This is a genomic window from Nocardia sp. CY41 (genome assembly GCF_009829325.1).
In the GTDB taxonomy this organism is placed as follows: Bacteria; Actinomycetota; Actinomycetes; order Mycobacteriales; family Mycobacteriaceae; genus Nocardia.
Genome location: NZ_VUOS01000025.1, coordinates 160,785 through 177,013, shown reverse-complemented (window position 1 = coordinate 177,013; position 16,229 = coordinate 160,785). Strand labels below are relative to the sequence as shown.

Below are 16,229 nucleotides of genomic sequence, written 5' to 3'. Positions count from 1 at the left end.
CGGCCGCGTGAAGGTCTACGAGGCGATCGTCAAGGGCGAGAACATCCCGGAACCGGGCATCCCGGAATCGTTCAAGGTCCTGCTCAAGGAACTCCAGTCGCTGTGCCTCAACGTCGAAGTGCTGTCGGCGGGTTCCGCCGTCGAATTCCAGCACGGGGACGACGAGGTCGATCGCACCGCCGCGAACCTGGGAATCTCGTTGTCCGGCAGTGAATCTGCATCGGTGGAAGGTCTGTCGAGCTGATCGAGGCAGCCGCTCTCCGCTGAGCGCTCCGCGCACGGATCTGCCGCGACGGTCCGTGCGCGGTGCAGAGGAATAGCGCGGGACAACAGACCTGCGCTGCGGTCCCTTCAACCCGGTGTGGGGATAGAGCTAGGCCGCGACATTTTCGCTATCAGGTGGCCGCACGGCCCCGACCACCGTCGAACTGTTCATGTTGTGGGTCTTGCGTGCCACGCCGTTGAGGGACTGGCCAGGGATGTTGGTATTGCCTTCGATGGTCGTTATCGTATTGCCGTTGACGGATTCCACGATCCCGATATGGTCCATCACCCCATCGTTGTCCCAGTCGAAAACGATCATGTCGCCGGGTTGCGCCTGCGAGATGGACGGCCTTCGCAGCCCCAGCGCCTGCGCGTCGTTCCAGATGTTCTGTACGCGGTCTTTATTGGACCAGTGGACCTTGTATCCGGCCTTCTTCCACACCCAGTCGGCGAACGATGCGCACCATTCGCTCTTGTTGTCGTACTCGGCATTGACATGGTTGTCGGCGTATTCTTCGACACCTATTTCGCCTCGCGCCGCCGCCAAGATTTCTTGGACAGTGCCGTCCCCGGTCTCGTCCAGGCTGGCTGTGCTCGCGGTCCCTGAGTTCTTCCCGGACCACGGAGTGGAAAGGGTCCGACCTGGTGTGTCACTCGTTTGGCTCTGGTAGGAGGGGCGGGAGGCGTCGATGCCGCCGGCCTGGTTCTGGATCTGGTTTGAAGCGCCCTCCACCGCGTCGTGTACATCGTCGACGGCTTGCAGGACATAGCGCAGCGCGCGACCCTCCTCATCAGCCGTCAGCGGCAGATACGCTCCCCGGTCGTCCTTCCGCTGATTGATGCTGCGTAGATTGCTGTCCAGTTCACCGACTCGGTCCTTGATTGACGTATAGGTCCCGTTCGTCAGATCGAAGGTCCTGAAGGTGGCGTCTTTGACGTTCTGGCCTTGCCGATCCATCTCCTTCTTCTTCGTGGATACTTCGTCCTTGCGCGCGCCGTAATTGTCGATCATCACGGACTCGCCCGGAGGCTCTTCGAGACCGTCGTCACTGAGCAGCTTCCGCTGGTCCAGCCATGCCACCAGGTCCGGCTGCTCCGAGCCATGCCCGGACGCGAACAACAGAATTGACGCCTTCATGGCCTTCTGTGCTGCCTCGATCACATACGAGAGACCGCCGCTGGGAATCTGGGGAACGTACAGCTTGTCGACGAACCCGATCAGCTCGTCACGGGTGGTTACCACACGCACCCCCTTCTCCAACCCCGGCCCACATGCCGACAGGCGTAATGAGCACCATCCGTAACCTCACAAGGCCGAGACCGCCCGACGTCTGCGGCGGCACACTCATCTCTGAAGGAGTATCGAGCATTCCCGACATTGGTGACTGCCCGCACCCTTCATCACTCGGAAAACTAGGCCACTGACCCGGCTCTCGACTCTCGGGTACTTTCGGCGATCAACTTCAGAGGGTCAGGCGCACCATGTCCGCCGTGCGCGCCAGACCCGGGAACGCCTGGGGCGTCGACCGTGGATGCAGCGCGTGCACCGCCAGCCGGAACATCACCGCGCGCAACAACATCTGCGGCCACTCCGGCAGGTCCGCCCAGCGATCGAGCAAGCCGTCGTCCGCGCCACCCCAGGACAAGGCGTCCACCACGACCACTGCCGCCGCCCAGGGCACCGGCCGCCAGTACGGAGTGATGTCGGAGAGTCCGGGAACCTGCGCGCCCGCGAACAAGACCGTGCCGAACAGGTCACCGTGCACCAGCTGCGGCGGGGTCTGCACCGGTTTGCGCAGGGTGGCCAGCTGACCGATCAGTTCGATGCTGCGCCGACCGTCCGGGGAGGTCGACAGGGACGCACCCCCGGCCCGGAGGCTGCGCAGCGGCACCGGCTCCCAGGCAGCGCGATCGGCGGCGACGAACACGTCGATGTCCACCCACGGCACGACCGGTGGCTGGGCGAGAAAGCGCGGCCGCTCAAGATCCGCCGTCGCCTGATGCAGGCGCAGCGACACCGAGACCACCTCGTCGTGCCGCGGCTCGGGAGCGCCCTCCAGATAGGTGTCCGCACGCCAGCCGGACACCACGTAGCGGCCGTCGGTCGCCCGCACCGGGCGCGCCAGCCGCAGACCATCGACCTTCAACGTCTCACGGATCTTCGCCGACCACGCCGCGCGCGCGTGATCGGCGACGGGACTCAGCACCACGTCGCCGAAGCGCCAACCGCCTTCCCAGTCACCGACCGAAACCGGGGTCACTTCGCGCAGACCGAACGTGGCACGCACATGCTCGGGAGGTTCCACAGAAGTCACGGCCGTACGGTACGCTGCGCCGTTTTTGGCGCGCCTTCGGCGCGCCGTGTTCGCGGCCCGGCTCGTGTCCGAGCGACCGCCGCTGGCGACTTCGTCGCGTACGCGGCGGCCGCTCGGACACGAGCCGGGCCGCGAACGGCACGTGCTCGGTCTCGCTTCGCTCGAAACCGGTGGTTGGGCGTCTGTGGTCGCTCCGCGCCCATCACGTCTACCGAGGGTCTCGGCGATCGGAATTCGGCAACGCGCACCGAGTGCACACGGCGGTGATTGATCCTGTCAGCAGGCACAGTCAGCCACGGTCAAGCTGCGGCCACTCACATCGACACTGAGCATCTACACCGCAGGCCATTCCGACGGCCCAGACACTTACCGCGCCCCGGCTTTGCCCGCGCGGCCGCCCTCGACAGCGTTCTCGCACTGCCGACGCCCCGGTAGGGGACGTCGGCGCTACCGCCTCAGTACACCGGTAGCGACTTGTCCACCTGGTTGGCCCAGGCGATCACGCCGCCCTGCAAGTGGGTGGCGTCGGAGAAGCCCGCGCGTTTGAGGGCCACCAGGGCCTCGGCGGAGCGCACGCCGGTCTTGCAGTGCAGCACGATCGGACGGTTCTGGGGCAGCTCGGACAGCGCCTCACCGGACAGGATGCGGTCCTTGGGGATGAGCTTGGCGCCCTCGATGTGCACGATGTCCCACTCGACCGGCTCGCGCACGTCGATCAGCTCGATGGGCTTACCCGACGCCAGCAGCTCTTCGAGTTCGCGCGCGGTGATGGTGGAACCGGCCGCGGCCGCCTGGCCCTCCTCGGACACCACGCCGCAGAACGCCTCGTAATCGATCAGTTCGGTGATCGGCTGACGCTCCGGGTCGCGGCGCAGCTTGATGGTGCGGTAGTTCATGTCCAGTGCGTCGTACACCATCAGACGACCCAGCAGCGGCTCACCGATGCCGGTGATCAGCTTGATGGCCTCGGTGACCATCACCGAACCGATCGACGCGCACAGCACGCCGAGCACGCCGCCCTCGGCGCAGGACGGGACCATGCCGGGCGGCGGGGCCTCCGGGTACAGGTCGCGGTAGTTGATGCCGCGCCCGTCCGGGGCGTCCTCCCAGAACACCGAGACCTGGCCCTCGAAGCGGTAGATCGAGCCCCACACGTACGGCTTGCCCGCGAGCACCGCGGCATCGTTGACCAGGTAGCGGGTGGCGAAGTTGTCGGTGCCGTCGACGATCAGGTCGTACTCGCGGAAGAGTTCCACCGCGTTCTCCGGTTCCAGCCGCAGCTTGTGCAGCCGGACATCGATGCCGGAGTTGATCTCCAGGATGGAGTCGCGCGCGCTGTCCGCCTTCGGGCGGCCGATGTCGGATTCGCCGTGGATGATCTGACGCTGCAGGTTCGAGGCGTCTACCTCGTCGAACTCGACGATGCCGAGCGTGCCGACACCCGCGGCGGCCAGGTACAGCAGGGCGGGCGAGCCGAGGCCGCCTGCGCCGATCACCAGCACTTTGGCGTTCTTCAGACGTTTCTGTCCGTCCACGCCGAGATCGGGGATGATCAGGTGTCGGCTGTAGCGGGCTACCTCATCCCTGGTCAGTTCCGCGGCCGGCTCGACAAGTGGCGGCAGGGACTTGGGTGATGACACGTCCAGGACTCCTCGAATCGCTTGGCCGATCGCTGCGGCGGTATGACGCCCGTGGCGGGCTGGGTCAACTGTGCAACACCGGCGACCGGGCCGTTCTTCCCGTCCATCGTTCCGTATACCGGACACGGCGTGACAGCCGCCCCGCCCTTACCCGCGCGGGTAGGGCCAGGGGTTGAAGCGGCAGCGCTTGCCGTCCATCGGGACCACGCCGTGCGGATCGAGGGCGGCGATGTCGTCGTTGCGGGTGCCGAAGGTCTGCTGCATCATCACCGGCGCCAGCCCGCCGTCGGTCTCGCACGCCTGGTGCTGGTGGTATCCGATGGCGTGGCCGACCTCGTGGTTGATCAGATACTGCCGGTAGGAGCCGATATCGCCCTCGAAGGCGAGCGCGCCGCGCACCCAGCGCACATCCGAGAGCACCACGCGGCGATCGTCGGCGTTGTAGCAGGAGGTGTCGATCGGGATGTCGAAACCGCACTCCTTGCGGCTGGAACCGCGTGAGGTGAGCGAGACGCGGAAGTCGGCGTCGCCTTGGTCGACCCGACGGAACGCGAACTTGGGGTCGTGCACCCAACTCTTCGGATTGGCCAGGGTGGAATCGACCATCTTCGCGATGGCCTCGTCACCACCCAATCCGGAGGTGTCCACGCCGTTCTCGATCTCCACGGTGTAGCGGAAAACGGTCGCGGTTCCGGTGCCGATCTGGGCAGTGGTGCCGGGCACCACGTGCCAGGAACCGGCGCCGGTCTCGGCGAACCCGCCGCCGTCGGGCAGTGCCCCGGTGGGGAGATCGGTGGGAAAGTGACCGTCGCCCGGCGGGGCGCCGATGATGCCCGCGGTGGCGGTGGCCGGGCTGAGTCGCCCGAGCCCCGGATCCGATCCGGCGGTGCTGTCGGTGTCGGCCGCGCGCACCGCGTCGACGGCGACCAGAACGGTGATCACGACCAGAACGGGCAACGCGTACGCCCGCCAGCCGTAGGTGGAGACGAATCTGCCGAGCGCGCTCTGCTTCTTGGCGTCCCGTTCGGGGCGACCACGGTCCCTGCCCTCGTCGGGGGACGTGGGATCCCAGCGGGCGCGCAGCGGCTGATGGGACCGCTCGGCCTTGTGGGAGTAGAGGCCGAGCGGATCGTAGACCTCGACACCCTCCTGATCGGACTGCTGCCGGTCCGAATCAGGCTGCGGCGCAGGCCTTTCGGGGACCGTGCCGCGCTTGCGCTTGCTCGTCTTGCGGCCGGGCGACCCGCCGCCGGCTCCGGAACGCTTGGCTGCGCCGGTCCGAGCCGCCCCATCCGTTCGCGCCTCTGGCCAGGTTCTCGCCATGCTGTCCGACCCTACGGAACCGGGCGCTCCGGAGCCAGCCGGGCGGCGCGCACCACGCCGCCCGCCGGGTGGTCTCTCCGGTCGGTCGGTCACGGTCACCAGAGTCTCACAGCGGCGCATCCCCACTCACGGGCACATCGGCGGCCCCTTCGGTGCGACAATGTCTCTCCGGGTGGCACCAGTTGTCCGGCCCCGATCCGCGGGCGGGCAACAACCGGGTATCGTTCATGAGATAACCCGGTGCACACCCCTTTGCCGGGGAATCGACTGGGAGAGCCGAAATGACTGACCTCGTGGACCGGATGACGTCCCGTCGATCGTCGTCCGAGGCCATGGCACCCGCCAAACGCGGTACCCGGCTTCCGCGCGACGAGCGACGTCAACAGCTACTCGCGGCGGCAAGCGAAGTCTTCGTACAGCGCGGCTACCACGCCGCGGGCATGGACGAGATCTCGCAGTGCGCCGGAGTGAGCAAGCCGGTGCTGTACCAGCACTTCAGCAGCAAGCTGGAGCTCTACCTCGCCGTGCTGCAGAACTACGTGGACATGCTGGTGTCCAGCGTGCGCCAAGCGCTGCGCTCCACCACGTCCAACAAGCAGCGCGTCCGCGCGGCGGTGCAGGCGTACTTCGATTTCGTGGACAACGAGATGCAGGGTTTCCGCTTGGTCTTCGAGTCCGACCTGACCAGCGAGCCGCAGGTGCAGCGCCGGGTCGAGCAGGCCACCGAGGCCTGCGTGGACGCGGTCTTCGACCTGGTCGCGCACGACTCGGGCCTGGACCCCTACCGGGCCCGCATCCTGGCCGTCGGCCTGGTCGGCGCAAGCCAGTTCACCGCGCGGTACTGGCTGGAGGCCGATCGGCCGATCCCGAAGGAGGAGGCGGTCGACACCACCGTCTCCCTGGCGTGGGGCGGCCTGAAGCACGTGCCGCTGCACCCCATCGACTGAGCGCTTACGACGACGAACGAGCCCCTGTCCCGATACATCGGGGACAGGGGCTCGTTGCTTGTCGGCCGGAAACCGGGAGTCAGACCGCGGCGAAACCGACGCGGCCGCCGGTGGTCGAGCCGATCTCGACGTAGGCGACCTTCGAAGCCTGGATCAGGAACTTGCGGCCCTTCTCGTCGGTGAGAGCCAAGACGCCGCCGTCGCCGCCGAGCGCACCGGACACCAGCGCCTCGACCTCTTCCTGGGTCTGCGCGCTGCTGATCACCAGCTCGCGCGGGCTATCCGAAATACCGATCTTGACCTCCACGGCCAACCTCCGAACCTGAGAGTCTTGTGCTGTCGAGTCCAGGCTAGTGGTGACCGTCGGAGAAGCTCACTTCGGCTCGATGAGCTGAATCTCGAGCTCGATCTTCACGGTGTCGCTGAGCATGCCGGGCAACGGTCCGCCGACGCCGAAATCGGTCCGCTTGATGGTGCCGGTGGCGGAGAAGCCCGCGTGCCGGTCGCCGGTCGGGCCGAAGTCCTGCACACCGCCCCACTCGACCTCCAGGGTGACCGGCTTGGTGATCGAGCCGAGCGTGGCCTCGCCCTCGACCTCGAAGGTCTCCGCGACGAGCACCGGATGGTTGGCGCGGAAGGTCAGCGTGGGGCGATTGGCGACGTCGAGGAAGTCGGCGGTACGGATGTGCGCGTCCCGGTCGGCGTTGCCGGTGTCGAAGGAGTCGAGGTAGATCGTCGCGCCCACGGTGGCCGCGCCCGACTCGTCGACCACGAATTCGGTCTCGAACCGGGTGAATCCGCCACGGACCTTGGCGATGCCGAGATGGCGGATGGTGAAGGCGACCGAGGAGTGCGCGGCGTCCAGCGCCCACGAACCGGACTTCAGCGTGGTGGATTCCGAGGTAGATGTCATGCCTCCGACAATGACCGGACCGCGGTCCGGTAGCCAGACCGCCGTTATCCTGGACCTGACAGGGCGCGGCTAACCGTCCTTGGACCGGGCACGATGGGACACATGGCTCGTAACGGATTCGGGGAATACCTCATCGCGCGGCGCGCCGAACTGCGGCCGTCGGACGTCGGCATGCCCGAGGGGGGACGCCGCCGCACGCCCGGTCTGCGGCGGGAAGAGGTCGCCGTGCGCGCGGGGGTGAGCGCCGACTACCTGGCCCGGCTGGAGCAGGGGCGCGACACCAACCCGTCGGTGGCCGTGATCGACGCCTTGGCCGACGCATTGCTGCTGCGCGGCGACGACCGTCAGTACTTCGGCATGCTCGCCATGGCCTCCGGCAACGAAACCCGCTGTCCGGGCAGCGAATCCGCCCGGGAGCAGGTGGCCCCGACGATCGAGACGATCCTGCGCGCCCTGGAGCCGACCCCGGCCTTCGTGGTCGGCCGCAGGCTGAACGTGCTGGGCTGGAACCAGGCGTGGGCCGATTTCGCCGCCCCGCTGGGCCTGCTGGACGGGCCGGATCAGCCCAACCTGGCCTGGTATACCTTCGTGCACCCCGCGGCACGGCGGGTCCTGCGCAATTGGGAGGAAGCCGCCGACACTTTCACCTCCGCGCTCTGCCGCGCCAAACTCCACTGGCCCGGCGACGACGCGCTGCTCGAGACGATCGAAGCGCTGCGCGGGCTGCCGGATTTCGCCGACCGCTGGAAGCCGCATCGGGTCGGCGCGCCCGGCTCCGGCACGTTGCACCTCGACCATCCGGTGCACGGCATGGTCGAGGTGCCGTTCGAGAACTTGGAATCCGACCGCCGGGACCAGAGCGTCGTCGTCTGGCTGATCGACCGGGCGAGCGCCCACGCGCCCGGTTTGCGGCTGGTGCCCAACCGCGCGGCCAACGCGTAGCCGCGCTCAGATGCCGAGTACCGCCATGCGCTCGGCGTGACTGTCCTGCATCCGCTCGATCAGCGCGGCGATGCCGTTGAGGTCGCCGGTGGCGGTCAGCACCAGATCGGTGAGCTCGTCGCGCTGCGCCATGACGAATTGCGCCTGCGTGATCGCCTCACCGAGCAGCCGCCTGCCCCAGAGGGTGAGCCGGTCGCGTTCGGAGCGACTCTCGGTGACCGCCCGCCGCACCTCCTCGACGACGAACTCCGAGTGACTGGTCTCGGCGAGCACGTCGCGAACCACCGCGGCGATGTCCGGGGTCAGCGCGCCCGCGATCTCGGTGTAGAAGTCCGCGGCGATGCCATCACCGACATAGAACTTCACCATCGACTCGAGCCACGTCGAGGGGTCGGTCGAGGCGTGATAGTCGTCCAGCGCGCGCACGAACGGCGCCATGGCGTCGAAGACATCGGCGCCCCGCGCGGCCAGCGCGGACTCCAGCGTCTTGAAATGCTCCATCTCGGCCGCGGCCATCGTCGCCACCGCCACCTTGCCCCGCAGGGTCGGCGACAACTTGGCTTCCTCGGCCAGCCGGTAGAACGCGGAGATCTCGCCGTAGGCGAGCACCGCGAACAGGTCGGTCACGCCGGGATGGCTCGCGGGGATGAAGAGGTTTGCTGGGTCGGTCGACGAAACACCTAACGCGGCAGGTGACTGTGCTCCCATGCGTCCCAGCGTAATACTCGCCGCCGGTCACGCGGTCTCGGCCAGGAACTTCTCCAGGTAACTCCATGTCGTGTCACGCGCGGTCGGTGCGGCCAGGATGCCGAGGTGGCTGCCGGGGGCGGTCTCGTAGCGGACCATCGCCGCCCCGGTGAGCACGCGGGCGCCCGCCTCGACGGCCGAGGCCGGGGTGATCACGTCGGAGGGCCCGCCGACCAGCAGCACCGGCGCGGTCACCCGATCCAGCTCGATCCGGCGTCCGCCGAGGACAACGACACCGCGCCCGATGTCGTTGTTCAGGATGAACCTGCCCCACAGCTGTCCGTAGAAGCGCCCGGGATAGCCGGGCATCTCGGCCATGAACCGGTCGATCGTCTCCATTTTCGCCAGCGCCTCGGTGCGCGCGATATTGCCGGCGACGAACCACGGGCGGGTCAGCTCGCGATCCCAGGCGGTGACCTTGTAGCCGATTCGAGTCAGTGTCGCAGGAACGCCACCGGCCGCGCGGATGACGGTCGAGGTGGCCCGGCCACCCGTGAGGCGCGCGACGGCGCGCAGCTGCGGCACGCCGGTCATCCGGTCGTAGTCCAGCGGCGAGCCGACGGCCGTGATCGAACGGATGGGCAGCTCGGGATGCGCCGCGGCGGTCAGCAAGGCCAGCGTGCCGCCGAGGGACCAGCCCACCAGATCGACCGCGTGTCCGTCGCGGTCGGCGCTGGTGCGCAGCACCGCCTCGGGCAGGATGTCGTCGATCCAGTCCTCGAACCCCATGCGCCGGTCGGCGAAGGTGATCGCGCCGTAGTCGACGACGTACGGGCTGCGGCCGATCTCCAGCAGGAAGCGTGCCAGGCTCTGCTCGGGCCGCAGATCGAAACAGGTGGCGGGCGCGGCGAGCGGCGGGACCAGCAGAACGGCGCAATCCCCCTCCGGCGCGGTCCCGTCGGCTCGCTCGAACCGCCGCAGCTGCCGGTGCGGCTGGTCCCACAGGATCGTCGCGGGAGTCGGGTCCGGCGCCTCGATGCCGGAGCCGAAGGTCAAGGCCCACGCGTTACGCGCGGCGAGGGTGACGGTGTCGGCAAGGCTCACAGTGAAGAGAGTCTCATATGTCGGTACCGCGGGTAACAGCAACTACCCGACAGCGTCACCGCGGTCCCATGCCGACCGGGTTGAGCGGCGGGACCACCGCCTCCTGCACGTCGCGTACCAGGGGCGCGAGCGAGGTGGTCAGCTCCGTGATCGCATCGGCCGACAGCACCGCGAGCGCTCCGGTCCACGCCGCTTCGTCGGTCTGGGCTTCGACCTCGGCCAGCAACGCCGCGCCGCTGCCGGTGAGGGTAGGCGTGACCGGTTCTCCGGCGACCAAGCCACGGGCGCGCAACTCGTCGAAAGCGTCCGCCCACTCAGTCTCCGACACCCCGCGCGCGGGTCGCATCACCGATTCGGGCGCCTTACCCGCGGCCACCTGCACGACCAGGGCTTGACGTCCATCGAGACCGTGGGTCACCAAGGCCGCGACGTGGCCGTCGCCGCGGTGCTCGCGCAGCGAGGTGGTCAGCTGCCACAGCGCGGCCACCGGGTCGGTGGGCAGTGGGAGGGCGGCGTTCGCGGCGAACAGCGCCCGCCCCGTGGGATCGGCCGCGCGCTGCACAGGCGCCAGCAATTCGACCGCGCGGGCGCAGACGGCGTCGCCCGCGCCCACGCGGCGCAGCAGGCGGGTGGCCAGGTCGAGCCGCGCGTCCAGGCAGCGTTGCGGCGTCGCCCGCTCCCACGCCTCCGGAAGCGCGCGGCGGACCATGTCGGAATGGAATCCGGCGAAGATCGCATGCACAGCGGCGGGCGTCACCGCGCCCAGCGGGGCGGCGCGGAAAGCGAAGTAGGTCTGCCAGTAGCCGCGCAACCCGACCCCGATGCCCGCCTCCTTGACGCCGGTTCCGAAATAGACGACATCGTGTAGCGGTTCGAGCGTCGCCCAGATTTGCCGCGCCGGATGAATTCCCATGTGGCGCAGCGTACGTGGGCGCCCGGCGCGGCGAAAGCACACGAGGGGTCCGAAGGATTTTCGATAGCGCGCCGCGGTGGCAATTCGAGCGACGCACAATATCACGCTACAATCGCGTCGGACAACGGAAAGTTTCGCTCGACAGAGTCGCCGGACGTCGCGCTCACGCACACCGCGGAGACGCCGCTGCGACGGTCGGCCGCTTTCGAGTGCGAAGTTTTCGTTGGACAGGAAAATGTGCGCGCACCAATCCGCGTCACCAGTGCGCCGCGCCGATGTCTTGCGAGGTAGTCGCCGCTTTTCGCGGCAGGCGCCCGGCATCCGGAGCGTGGCCGGGTGAAGTATCGCCTGCGGAGTCGTGGTCGTCGCGGACCGCCCGGTCCGCCCCACCTCGTGCGCGCGGGACGTGATTACGAGGAAGGCACGAACCCTGAGCAAGATCACAGTCGATCAGGAACCAGGTCTGGCGGAGACCCTGTTGACGGCCGAACTGGACGCGACGCATACCGCCCCGACATTCGCCGAATTGGGCGTGCGCGCGGAAATCGTCCGCGCACTCGGCGAGATCGGAATCGAACGTACTTTCGCCATTCAAGAACTGACCCTCCCGCTGGCGCTCGCCGGTGAAGATCTCATCGGTCAGGCCCGCACCGGTATGGGTAAAACCTTCGGATTCGGCGTGCCGCTGCTGCACCGGATCGCGACCGCGGAATCGGGCACCACACCGCTGGACGGCACGCCGCGAGCGCTGGTCATCGTGCCGACGCGCGAGCTGTGCATCCAGGTCACGAAGGATCTGGAGAACGCGAGCAAGTACCTGACCAACCACCAGGGACCGCTGCGCGTCGCGTCCATCTACGGCGGCCGCCCTTACGAGGCGCAGATCGCGGCGCTGCGCGACGGTGTCGACGTGGTGGTCGGCACGCCCGGCCGACTACTGGACCTGGCCGATCAGCAGCACCTGATCCTCGGCAAGATCGGCGTGCTGGTGCTGGACGAGGCCGACGAGATGCTCGACCTCGGCTTCCTGCCGGACATCGAGCGCATCCTCGGCATGGTCCCGGACAAGCGCCAGACCATGCTGTTCTCGGCGACCATGCCCGGACCGATCATCACCCTGGCGCGCACATTCCTGACCCGCCCGACGCACATCCGGGCCGAGGAGCCGCACGACTCGGCGGTGCATGATCGCACCGCGCAGTTCGTCTACCGCGCGCACGCCCTGGACAAGAGCGAGCTGATCGCGCGCATCCTGCAAGCCGAGAGCCGCGGGGCCACGATGATCTTCACGCGCACCAAGCGCACGGCGCAGAAGGTAGCCGACGACCTGGCCGAGCGCGGGTTCGCGGTCGGCGCGGTGCACGGTGACCTGGGGCAGATCGCCCGCGAGAAGGCGCTGACCAAGTTCCGTAAAGGCATCATCGACGTGCTGGTCGCGACCGACGTCGCGGCGCGCGGCATCGACATCGACGACGTCACGCACGTCATCAACTACCAGTGCCCGGAAGACGAGAAGACCTACGTGCACCGCATCGGGCGCACCGGCCGGGCCGGGCGCACCGGCGTCGCGGTGACCCTGATCGACTGGGACGAGCTCAATCGCTGGTCGGCGATCGACAACGCGCTCGGGCTCGGCATCCCCGAACCGGTCGAGACGTACTCGCGCTCGCCGCACCTGTACTCCGATCTCGGCATTCCCGAGGGCGTGACCGGCGTGGTGCGCAAGGTGAAGCAGGAACGCGATCCGGACGCGGTGGTGGTCGAGCGCCCCGCTCGTGCCCCGCGCAAGCGCAACCGCAAGCGCACCCGCGGCGGTCAGCCGATCGAAGGCGCCCCGAACGTCACCGCCGATGACACCGATGCCCCGACGGGCGACGAGGTCGCGGACGCCGAACCGGTGGCCGACGCCGACAAGCCCGCCCGCCGCAGGCGCAGGCGGCGCAAGGCGACCGGCGAGGCCACCGACACCCCCGCCGCAGCGGAGCCGACCGTCGAGTCCTCGGATGACGGCGCCGCGGCGGAATCCGACGCGAGCGACCGGCCTGCTCGCCGCAGGCGCAGGCGCCGTCGGTCGGGCGAGGGCGACGGGGTGACCGAGGACGCCGGGAGCGCGGCCGAGCCCGCGGCCGCCGCATCGGCCTGACCCACCGGATCGGCTAGTCTCGCATTCGTGCTCGCACCCGAGCGGCGGACGCGCGCCGATATCCTTTCCGCAGTTGCGATCGCGGTTCTCGTGGTGATCGCCGGGGCCGTGGTGTGGGTGCGCGGGGACGCGCACGGCACCGAGTCGGTGACCGCGTCCTCCACGGTGCCGACCCCGGCCGCGGCCGATCGGTTGCCGGCCACGCTGCGTGAGCTGTGGCACGCGCCGGACGGCGCGAGCGCGCGGGCGCTCGTGTCCGGCGGCGTCGTGGTGACAGGCGACGGCGACACGGTCACCGGCCGTGATCCGCGCACCGGTGACCAGCTGTGGAAGTACCGGCGCGACATACCGTTGTGCGGGGTCGAGGGCCAGTACGGCATGGTGATCGCCGTCTACCGCGACGAGCGCGGCTGCAGCCAGGCCACGATGCTGGCCGGCGACAGCGGCGCCCGTCGCACCGCGCGCAGCAGCTACATGGATCGCGACGTGCGGCTGTCGGTGGACGGCACCTATCTGCTCGCGCAGGGACCGCAGCGGTTGGAGATGTGGCGCTCGGACCTGGTGCGCACCGTGGAGTACGGCTTCGTCGACGCCCCGGTGAACGTCAAGACCCAGCCGCGCCGAGGCTGCACATTGCTGTCGTCCGGTTCCAGTCCGTCCCGGCTCGCCGTGCTGGAACGCTGCCCCGTCGACCCGGCCGAGCGGCTCACCGTGCTCAACCCGGCCCCCAAGGACAACACGGTGCCGGAAGAGTACGGCTCGCACGTATTGACCGGTCCCGGAGCGGATTCCCCGGAAGCCGAGGTGATCGCGGTGTCCGACAGCCGCATCGTGCTCTACTTCCCCGGCGCCACGACGGGGGCCGAGCCGCTGCCGCCGCGCTTGGCCGTCTACGACAGCAACGGCAATCCGATTGTGGTGCACCAGCTCTCGGCGCCGTTGAGCCAGGCGACGACCACCACCCGCATCGGATCGGCCTACTTGGTATTCACCGGTAACAGCGTGATCGCGTTGAACGGCAGCACTTTCGACCCACTGTGGACCGCGGGCGGCGCCCTCGGATCCCCCGCGCTCATGGCGGGCAAGCTGCTGCTGCCCACCGCGGGCGCGCTCACCGTCCTGGACCCCGCGACGGGAGCCGAAGCAGGGCGCATCCCGGTGGAGCGGCCCGGCTATACCGGAAGCCCCATCTCGCTCACAGTGCTCGGGACGACCGTCCTCGAGCTGCGCGACGGCGAACTCCACGCGTTCGCCTGAGGCACGGCGAACTTGTCGGTGGCATGCAGCACACTGCTGGGATGAGCGAAATCCCTCCCGCCACAACCGAAGACAGCGCCGCCATCACGTCTTACGACGACCCGGACGCGCCCTGGAACCAGAAGTTCTCCGACGACGACATCGCGCACTGGAACGACGGCGTGATCCAGGAGTTCCGCGACAACGCGGGCAAGGTCGGCGGCGCGTACGAAGGCGGTGAGCTGATCCTGCTCACCACCACCGGCGCCAGGAGCGGCAAGCGGCACATGGTCCCGCTCGGCTTGTTGCGCCGCGGCGAAACCCTCTACGTGAGTTCGTTCATCGAGGACCGGTACCCGGCCTGGTACCACAACGTGAAAGCCGATTCCGCCGTCACCATCGAGCTGGGGGCCACCACCTATCGCGGCACGGCGCGGGCGCTGGAGGGACCCGAGTACGACGAGTTCGCGGCTTGGGTGACGACGAACAATCCGTTGCTCGCGGACTACCAGTCCAAGGTCTCGCGACCGCTGCCACTGGTGGTGCTCGAACTCGGGGATCCGATCGAGTCCTAGCCCACGGCGGTCGGCACGAGGTATTCATACGGTCGCCTCGGAACGAGGGCGTCGGACCGGCACGGCCTCATGATCATCGGTGGACCATCATGGAGGCATGTCCGCACTCGACGACGCCCGTGTCGTGCTGCTCCGGCACGGCGAGACCGACTGGTCCACGCAGCGGCGGCACACCGGCCGCACCGACCTGCCGCTCACCGAGCGCGGCGAAGAACAGGCCGCGGCGGCAGGCCGCTTGCTCGCCACGCTGGAACTGCGAAACCCGTTGGTGCGCACCAGCCCACGGCTGCGCGCGCTGCGCACCGCGGAACTCGCCGGGCTCACCGGCGCCGTGGTCGACGACGACCTCGCCGAGTGGGACTACGGCGCATACGAGGGCCTGACCACCCCGCAGATCCGCGAGTCCGTGCCCGGCTGGACCATCTGGACCGGCCCCGTCCCGGAGGGCGAGACCGGGGAGCAGGTGCGGGAGCGTGCCGACCGGGTGCTGGCCGCCGTGGCGCCCGCGCTGCCGGAGCGGGATATCGTGCTGGTGGGGCACGGTCACTTCTCCCGCGCGCTGATCGCCCGCTGGGTCGAATTCGACATCCGGGAGGGCCGCCGATTCGCCATGGCGACCGGCGCGCTGACCGTGCTCGGCTACGAACACGACGCGCGCGCGATCCGCGCGCACAACCTGGTACCCAACGGAGCGTCACTGTGACCCGACCCGGCCCCACCGCCACCACCGCCGTCGACCTCGGCGGCGCCGTGCTGCGCCGCGCCGTCCCCGCCGACGTGCCCGGACTGGTCGGCCTCGTCCATGACCTGGCCGACTACGAGAAGGCGCGGCACGAATGCACGGTCACCGCCGAGCAGCTGCGCGCAGCGCTGTTCGGACCGGAGCCGAAGGTGTTCGCGCACGTGGTCGCGGACGAGTCCGAACTGCTCGGCTGCGCCATCTGGTTCCTCAACTTCTCCACCTGGGACGGCGTGCACGGCATCTATCTGGAAGACCTCTACGTCAAGCCGGAGACCAGGGGCAACGGCTACGGCAAGGCACTGCTCACGGCCCTGGCGAAGGAGGCGGTGGACCACGGCTACAGCCGCGTCTCCTGGTCGGTGCTGACCTGGAACAAGCCCTCGATCGACTTCTACGAGTCGATCGGCGCCGTGGCCCAGACCGAATGGGCGGGCTACCGGCTGGCGGGCGACGCGCTCGGCAAGCTGGCCGCCGACGCGCGGTAG

General features: G+C 68.7%; 17 protein-coding genes. 8 read left to right on the top strand and 9 right to left on the bottom strand.

Annotation, left to right across the window (positions count from 1 at the left end):
• A partial coding sequence (locus tag GVY64_RS27490) for a DNA-directed RNA polymerase subunit beta (RefSeq protein ID WP_159847432.1) occupies positions 1-244 on the top strand: 244 nt, incomplete at its 5' end.
• Positions 245-373: 129 nt separating this feature from the next.
• On the opposite strand, the gene GVY64_RS27485 is transcribed toward GVY64_RS27490, so the two are convergent.
• From GVY64_RS27485 to GVY64_RS27470, 4 genes are all read right to left on the bottom strand, one after another.
• Positions 374-1,513 carry a CHAP domain-containing protein gene (locus tag GVY64_RS27485; RefSeq protein WP_236567248.1) on the bottom strand — a complete coding sequence of 380 codons (1,140 nt, stop codon included), beginning with the start codon at positions 1,511-1,513 and terminating at the stop codon, positions 374-376.
• A gap of 214 nt (positions 1,514-1,727) precedes the next feature.
• Positions 1,728-2,579: a TIGR02569 family protein gene (locus GVY64_RS27480; protein ID WP_159847426.1), complete on the bottom strand. Its 852-nt coding sequence runs from the start codon at positions 2,577-2,579 to the stop codon at positions 1,728-1,730.
• Positions 2,580-3,034: 455 nt separating this feature from the next.
• Positions 3,035-4,219, bottom strand: a complete 1,185-nt coding sequence (gene moeZ / locus GVY64_RS27475; protein WP_159847423.1) for an adenylyltransferase/sulfurtransferase MoeZ — start codon at positions 4,217-4,219, stop codon at positions 3,035-3,037.
• A gap of 147 nt (positions 4,220-4,366) precedes the next feature.
• A complete protein-coding gene (locus GVY64_RS27470) occupies positions 4,367-5,542 on the bottom strand; it encodes a DUF3152 domain-containing protein (protein ID WP_236567247.1) in 1,176 nt (391 codons plus the stop codon).
• Positions 5,543-5,823: 281 nt separating this feature from the next.
• Here GVY64_RS27470 and GVY64_RS27465 point away from each other — a divergent pair, with 281 nt between their 5' ends.
• Positions 5,824-6,489: a TetR/AcrR family transcriptional regulator gene (locus tag GVY64_RS27465; RefSeq protein ID WP_040869167.1), complete on the top strand. Its 666-nt coding sequence runs from the start codon at positions 5,824-5,826 to the stop codon at positions 6,487-6,489.
• 79 nt (positions 6,490-6,568) lie between these two features.
• Here the strand turns inward: GVY64_RS27465 and GVY64_RS27460 are convergent, their stop codons facing one another.
• Both GVY64_RS27460 and GVY64_RS27455 read right to left on the bottom strand, forming a co-directional pair.
• Positions 6,569-6,796: a DUF3107 domain-containing protein gene (locus GVY64_RS27460; RefSeq protein ID WP_159847420.1), complete on the bottom strand. Its 228-nt coding sequence runs from the start codon at positions 6,794-6,796 to the stop codon at positions 6,569-6,571.
• A 66-nt stretch (positions 6,797-6,862) separates the two neighbouring features.
• Positions 6,863-7,402 (bottom strand): YceI family protein, encoded by a 540-nt coding sequence (locus GVY64_RS27455; protein WP_159847417.1) that lies wholly within the window; start codon positions 7,400-7,402, stop codon positions 6,863-6,865.
• Positions 7,403-7,504: 102 nt separating this feature from the next.
• Between GVY64_RS27455 and GVY64_RS27450 the strand changes: the two genes are divergently transcribed.
• Complete coding sequence (locus GVY64_RS27450; RefSeq protein WP_159847414.1) at positions 7,505-8,344, top strand: helix-turn-helix domain-containing protein; 840 nt, start codon at positions 7,505-7,507, stop codon at positions 8,342-8,344.
• A gap of 6 nt (positions 8,345-8,350) precedes the next feature.
• Here GVY64_RS27450 and GVY64_RS27445 read toward each other — a convergent pair whose 3' ends face one another.
• The 3 genes from GVY64_RS27445 to GVY64_RS27435 are packed head-to-tail and all read right to left on the bottom strand — an operon-like array spanning position 8,351 to position 11,048.
• On the bottom strand, positions 8,351-9,052 hold the full coding sequence (locus GVY64_RS27445; RefSeq protein WP_159847411.1) for a ferritin-like fold-containing protein: 702 nt from the start codon (positions 9,050-9,052) through the stop codon (positions 8,351-8,353).
• A gap of 27 nt (positions 9,053-9,079) precedes the next feature.
• Positions 9,080-10,135 carry an alpha/beta hydrolase gene (locus GVY64_RS27440; RefSeq protein WP_159847408.1) on the bottom strand — a complete coding sequence of 352 codons (1,056 nt, stop codon included), beginning with the start codon at positions 10,133-10,135 and terminating at the stop codon, positions 9,080-9,082.
• Positions 10,136-10,190: 55 nt separating this feature from the next.
• Positions 10,191-11,048 (bottom strand): SCO6745 family protein, encoded by an 858-nt coding sequence (locus tag GVY64_RS27435; protein ID WP_159847405.1) that lies wholly within the window; start codon positions 11,046-11,048, stop codon positions 10,191-10,193.
• 409 nt (positions 11,049-11,457) lie between these two features.
• On the opposite strand from GVY64_RS27435, the gene GVY64_RS27430 reads away from it, so the two are divergent.
• The 5 genes from GVY64_RS27430 to GVY64_RS27410 all read left to right on the top strand — a co-directional run bounded on the left by GVY64_RS27430 (position 11,458) and on the right by GVY64_RS27410 (position 16,229).
• A complete protein-coding gene (locus GVY64_RS27430; RefSeq protein WP_159847466.1) occupies positions 11,458-13,191 on the top strand; it encodes a DEAD/DEAH box helicase in 1,734 nt (577 codons plus the stop codon).
• 27 nt (positions 13,192-13,218) lie between these two features.
• Positions 13,219-14,448: an Rv3212 family protein gene (locus GVY64_RS27425; protein WP_159847402.1), complete on the top strand. Its 1,230-nt coding sequence runs from the start codon at positions 13,219-13,221 to the stop codon at positions 14,446-14,448.
• Positions 14,449-14,489: 41 nt separating this feature from the next.
• On the top strand, positions 14,490-15,002 hold the full coding sequence (locus GVY64_RS27420) for a nitroreductase/quinone reductase family protein (RefSeq protein ID WP_159847399.1): 513 nt from the start codon (positions 14,490-14,492) through the stop codon (positions 15,000-15,002).
• A 97-nt stretch (positions 15,003-15,099) separates the two neighbouring features.
• On the top strand, positions 15,100-15,705 hold the full coding sequence (locus GVY64_RS27415; protein ID WP_159847396.1) for an acid phosphatase: 606 nt from the start codon (positions 15,100-15,102) through the stop codon (positions 15,703-15,705).
• A gap of 47 nt (positions 15,706-15,752) precedes the next feature.
• A complete protein-coding gene (locus GVY64_RS27410; protein WP_159847464.1) occupies positions 15,753-16,229 on the top strand; it encodes a GNAT family N-acetyltransferase in 477 nt (158 codons plus the stop codon).